Origin of the sequence: Flammeovirga aprica JL-4 (assembly GCF_012844305.1) — a bacterium.
Lineage (GTDB): Bacteria > Bacteroidota > Bacteroidia > Cytophagales > Flammeovirgaceae > Flammeovirga > Flammeovirga aprica.
Genome location: NZ_JABANE010000227.1, coordinates 1 through 4043 on the forward strand (window position 1 = coordinate 1; position 4043 = coordinate 4043).

Genomic DNA, 4043 nt, shown 5'->3' on the forward strand with positions numbered 1-4043 from the left:
GAGGTCCCTCCATGATTCTTACGGTGATGTACCAGATGTGTTCATACATTATTGATATACAGGTATTTGCATTGATGTATTAACATGTAAACACAATTAATAAAAAAAGGTGTTTTTTAATTAAATCACGCCAAAAATAACATGAAATTATATTTCAACATTAAACTATTTATCCAAATATAATATTGTATAATTTTAATTATACGTTATATGTACAAAGCAGGGAACTTCATATTTAAGTGATATTCACCAAATCGATTAATATGCTCCGTTCTGTAAGGAGATAGCTCCTTAAACACATCATTAGTCTCAAGGCTACCATCCTTTATCATTTTATCCAAAATCTTTGACATCTGATAAGTATTATAAAGAATAATAGCATTCGTCACCAGGTGATTATACTTTATGATTTTCAACTGTTCATATCGTCTATTTTCACGGATTGTACTATTACTACCAAAACTAACCCACTTCGTAAAATGATTAAATTCTTCACTTTTAACAGTGCCTTGATGGATCTGTTTTCTTAATTCTAAGCTATCTAAATACTCCATCAAGAACTTTGTTCGGACTACCTTTCCTAGCTCTTTAAAAGCAAGATAAAGCTTATTTCGTCTGCTTTTTCTTGTCAATTTTTTTATGATATGCGATGCCGTAATTTTCCCTTCCATAATGCTAATGGTGACTTTAAACATGTCATCATAATGCCTTTGGATTAATGACCAATTAATCGTTTTGGTAAATAAAGTGTCGAGATTTTCTATTTCAAAATCCTTTTCTGGTTTATAAAAATTTAATTCTTTTAGAGAGCGAATACGTGGCATTAATTGTATTCCTAAAAGATACGATAAACCAAAAATAGCTTCGTTTTGTGCATGAGTATCTCCATGTATCTTATTGGGTTGAATGCTGGAAGTATTGTTGATGATTCCATCTAAAACAAATACAGCTTCATATACCCCACAGGGAATGAAATGGCTAAAAAGTGCAATATAGGTATCTGAAACATGATAATAGCCAATGCCTCCATATTTTCCATAACGGATATGATACTCAGAAAAAGAGTTTTCTGAAAAGATATTCCAATGAGTACCATCTACTGAAACACTCTCTTTTTGCCCCCAAAAAGAGGGTAGTTCTAATTGATTAAACTTATTAATAATTTTTGTATTTTCAGACGAAAGTTTGGTTTCAGTTACATGCATTCTATTGAACCATGAAAGCTGGTTTTGAGTGATAAATTTCAGAGATTTTTCTGCTTGTGCAGGACCTAAATTGCAACCATACGAAAATAAGGTACTGAGTAGATGCTGATCGTAATTATCTATTTTAGGGTCATTTCCACTATGTAATCCTATGTTTTCAGAAAATACAACCGACTTATTAACGGAGGTCAAAATATCTAAAATGGAAATTTGTTTTAGTTCTTTTTTTAATCGCTGATCCACTTTTTTATAATCAGGATGTCGTTCTCTTTTTTCACTTTTTCGGATAACAAGTTGCTCATTTTCGAAGGTAATGTATCGGTTATCAGCAAAATTTCTGTCTGTATTTTGAATAGAATGGGTTAGTTCTTCCTTTAACTTTACGATAAATTCTTCCTTCCCTTTCGGAAACTCCAGCCGTTCATTATAGAGATCGATTTCATTTTCATATTCTTCATTATCAATCAATTGATCTCTATAATCTTCGTATTCAAAACTACCTTTAACATATAAATCAAGCGATTTTAAAGACTTGGATAACTCATGAAATAAGACAATCTCCAAATAATTTCTATGCAATTTTACAATAGGTTTTTGTTTGTTTGTTGAATCTGTTATCAATGTTCTTGCCTCTTCATTTATCCAGTTAAGATCCAATGGCATTTGATCTATGATCCATTCACGTTTCTTATTTCTATGCTCTTTTATAAATTTAAGACAGTTAATCAGAGATTGATCCGCAGTAGTTGAACGTATATCAAGCAAGCTAATGCAATCAAAAATCAAGCTTCTTTTACGTTTATAAATGGGTAATAAATAATAGTAGACATTCGATTTTGTAGCAGCAATATGTTTTCTACAAAGTGTTAAATTACTTTCATTATTTTTCTTTAATTCAAGGAGAGCTTCATCATCACCAATAGCTAATGCACTTAATGCTTTTTCATAATTATCAATCAGATAATCTGTAGTTTTAACATGTTCAAGATAATATTGATCTACTTCTTTTTGTGCTTTTCTGAATACTTTATTAATGATTTTTATATACACTTCTATCAGTTCATCAACACTCTTTTTAACTTTATTTTTTAAGAAAATAGTCATAAAAGTATATCTCTTATAAAGAGACTTTTGCAATAAGTCTGTTTTATCAAGAGCTAAGGATTCTTCATAGAATCGATCTATTTTTAGTGATGATATATCATCAAGCGAAGGCAATTGATCCGCTATTTCCTTTACATATAAGTGATTTTTAATGTAGTTTTTAAGATTACTATCTGTCGGTTTTTGTAAGTCCATTTTTAGTTCTGCCCATTTACTAATGAACTCTCCTTCTTCTATATTTAGCAGATTATCTAATAGTTTTCTCTGCTGGTCAGTAAGTTGATTATTGATTCTCTGTATTAACGCTTTATTTACGTTATTTCGAGCTAATCGAACACTTCTTTCAAGAGTAGTAAAACCTGGTAATTCACAATATTGCTTGATAAGCTCTTCAATCACATCATTAATAATATCAGCAATATTATCTTTCTTTTGGGAAGATTTTAAGGCAGACATAGAGATGACTTTTAATATGTATTTTTGATCATATTGAATTGAAAGCTCTTTTCTAATAAAACTTATATGTCGTGTTTTAGATGTTGATACATGGTATTTTAAGAGGTCTGACGATATTATTTCTACATGAAATTGCTGAGCAATATATTTGATAATATCCTTAGATATTTCATGTAATGGAATAAAGTAGCCAACATGAGAAAATACTTTATATAAAATGGCAAAACAAGATTGAACAATTTTAGGACTTTTACGAGAGGAAGTAAGTATGAATTTCATCTCTTTATCTGTTAATGTAAATAATTGATCAAGATTAGTTTTTGAATATTTTGATTTTAACCTTGGGTAGATGGTATCTTGAATGGTTGGCATACAAATGATGTTTATTAATTAAAAAAAATATAGATTTAAGCAACATAGAATAATTAACCGATAATGTTACATATTTTTCATTATTTTGTTATCATCGTATAAATGTCACTTAAACCCTCGTTTATGTGACATAAACATTTATATTCAAAAAATATGAAGTTAGCATACATTAGAGTTTCTAAAGCAGATGGTGAACAATCCTTGGATTTACAACTTGATGCTATGGAAAAAGAAAATATTCTAAAAGAGCAGATCTATCAAGATTATGCATCAGGAGCAAAAGACAAAAGACCAGGTCTTGAGTCATGTTTAAAAGCACTAAGAGAAGGAGATACATTAGTTGTTTGGAAATTAGATAGATTAGGAAGATCTCTTAAACACCTAGTGGAATTAGTTCAAGATTTATCAGATAGGAATATAGGTCTAAAGATATTAACAGGACAAGGTGCTAGTATGGACACAACTACTGCAAGTGGAAAATTTGTCTTCAGTATTTTTGCAGCATTAGCTGAATTTGAAAGGGAATTAATTAGAGAACGTACCATTGCAGGATTACAAGCAGCAAGAGCTAGGGGAAGAAATGGAGGAAGAAAATTTTCTTTGACCAAACATCAAATTTACTTAGCAAGTGAATCTATGAAAAAGAAGGATACCGTTGTTAGTGAATTATGTGATGAATTAAAAATATGTAGACAAACACTTTATCGTTATTTAACCCCTGATGGTGAATTTAGAAAAGCTGCCCTAAAAGTGATTAATGCAAAATAAAAAACATCGATAAATGATAAATATTCACCATTTCTGATATAGAGTAAAACAAAATATTATTTGGTTTAGGTTTTAGAGACTTTTTTAGTCAAATTATTGATCTGGTACATCGTCGTAAGAATCATGGAGGGACCTCTA

Annotated in this window: 2 protein-coding genes; one reads left to right on the plus strand and one right to left on the minus strand. The window is 30.0% G+C overall.

Going from position 1 to position 4043, the window contains the following annotated elements; genetic code table 11:
• Window positions 1-206: 206 nt before the first annotated feature.
• Window positions 207-3137, minus strand: coding sequence for a Tn3 family transposase (locus tag HHU12_RS33210; RefSeq protein ID WP_169661025.1), 2931 nt, complete (start codon window positions 3135-3137; stop codon window positions 207-209).
• Window positions 3138-3290: 153 nt separating this feature from the next.
• Between HHU12_RS33210 and HHU12_RS33215 the strand changes: the two genes are divergently transcribed.
• Window positions 3291-3905 carry a recombinase family protein gene (locus HHU12_RS33215; RefSeq protein WP_169661026.1) on the plus strand — a complete coding sequence of 205 codons (615 nt, stop codon included), beginning with the start codon at window positions 3291-3293 and terminating at the stop codon, window positions 3903-3905.
• The last annotated feature ends 138 nt before the right edge of the window (window positions 3906-4043 follow it).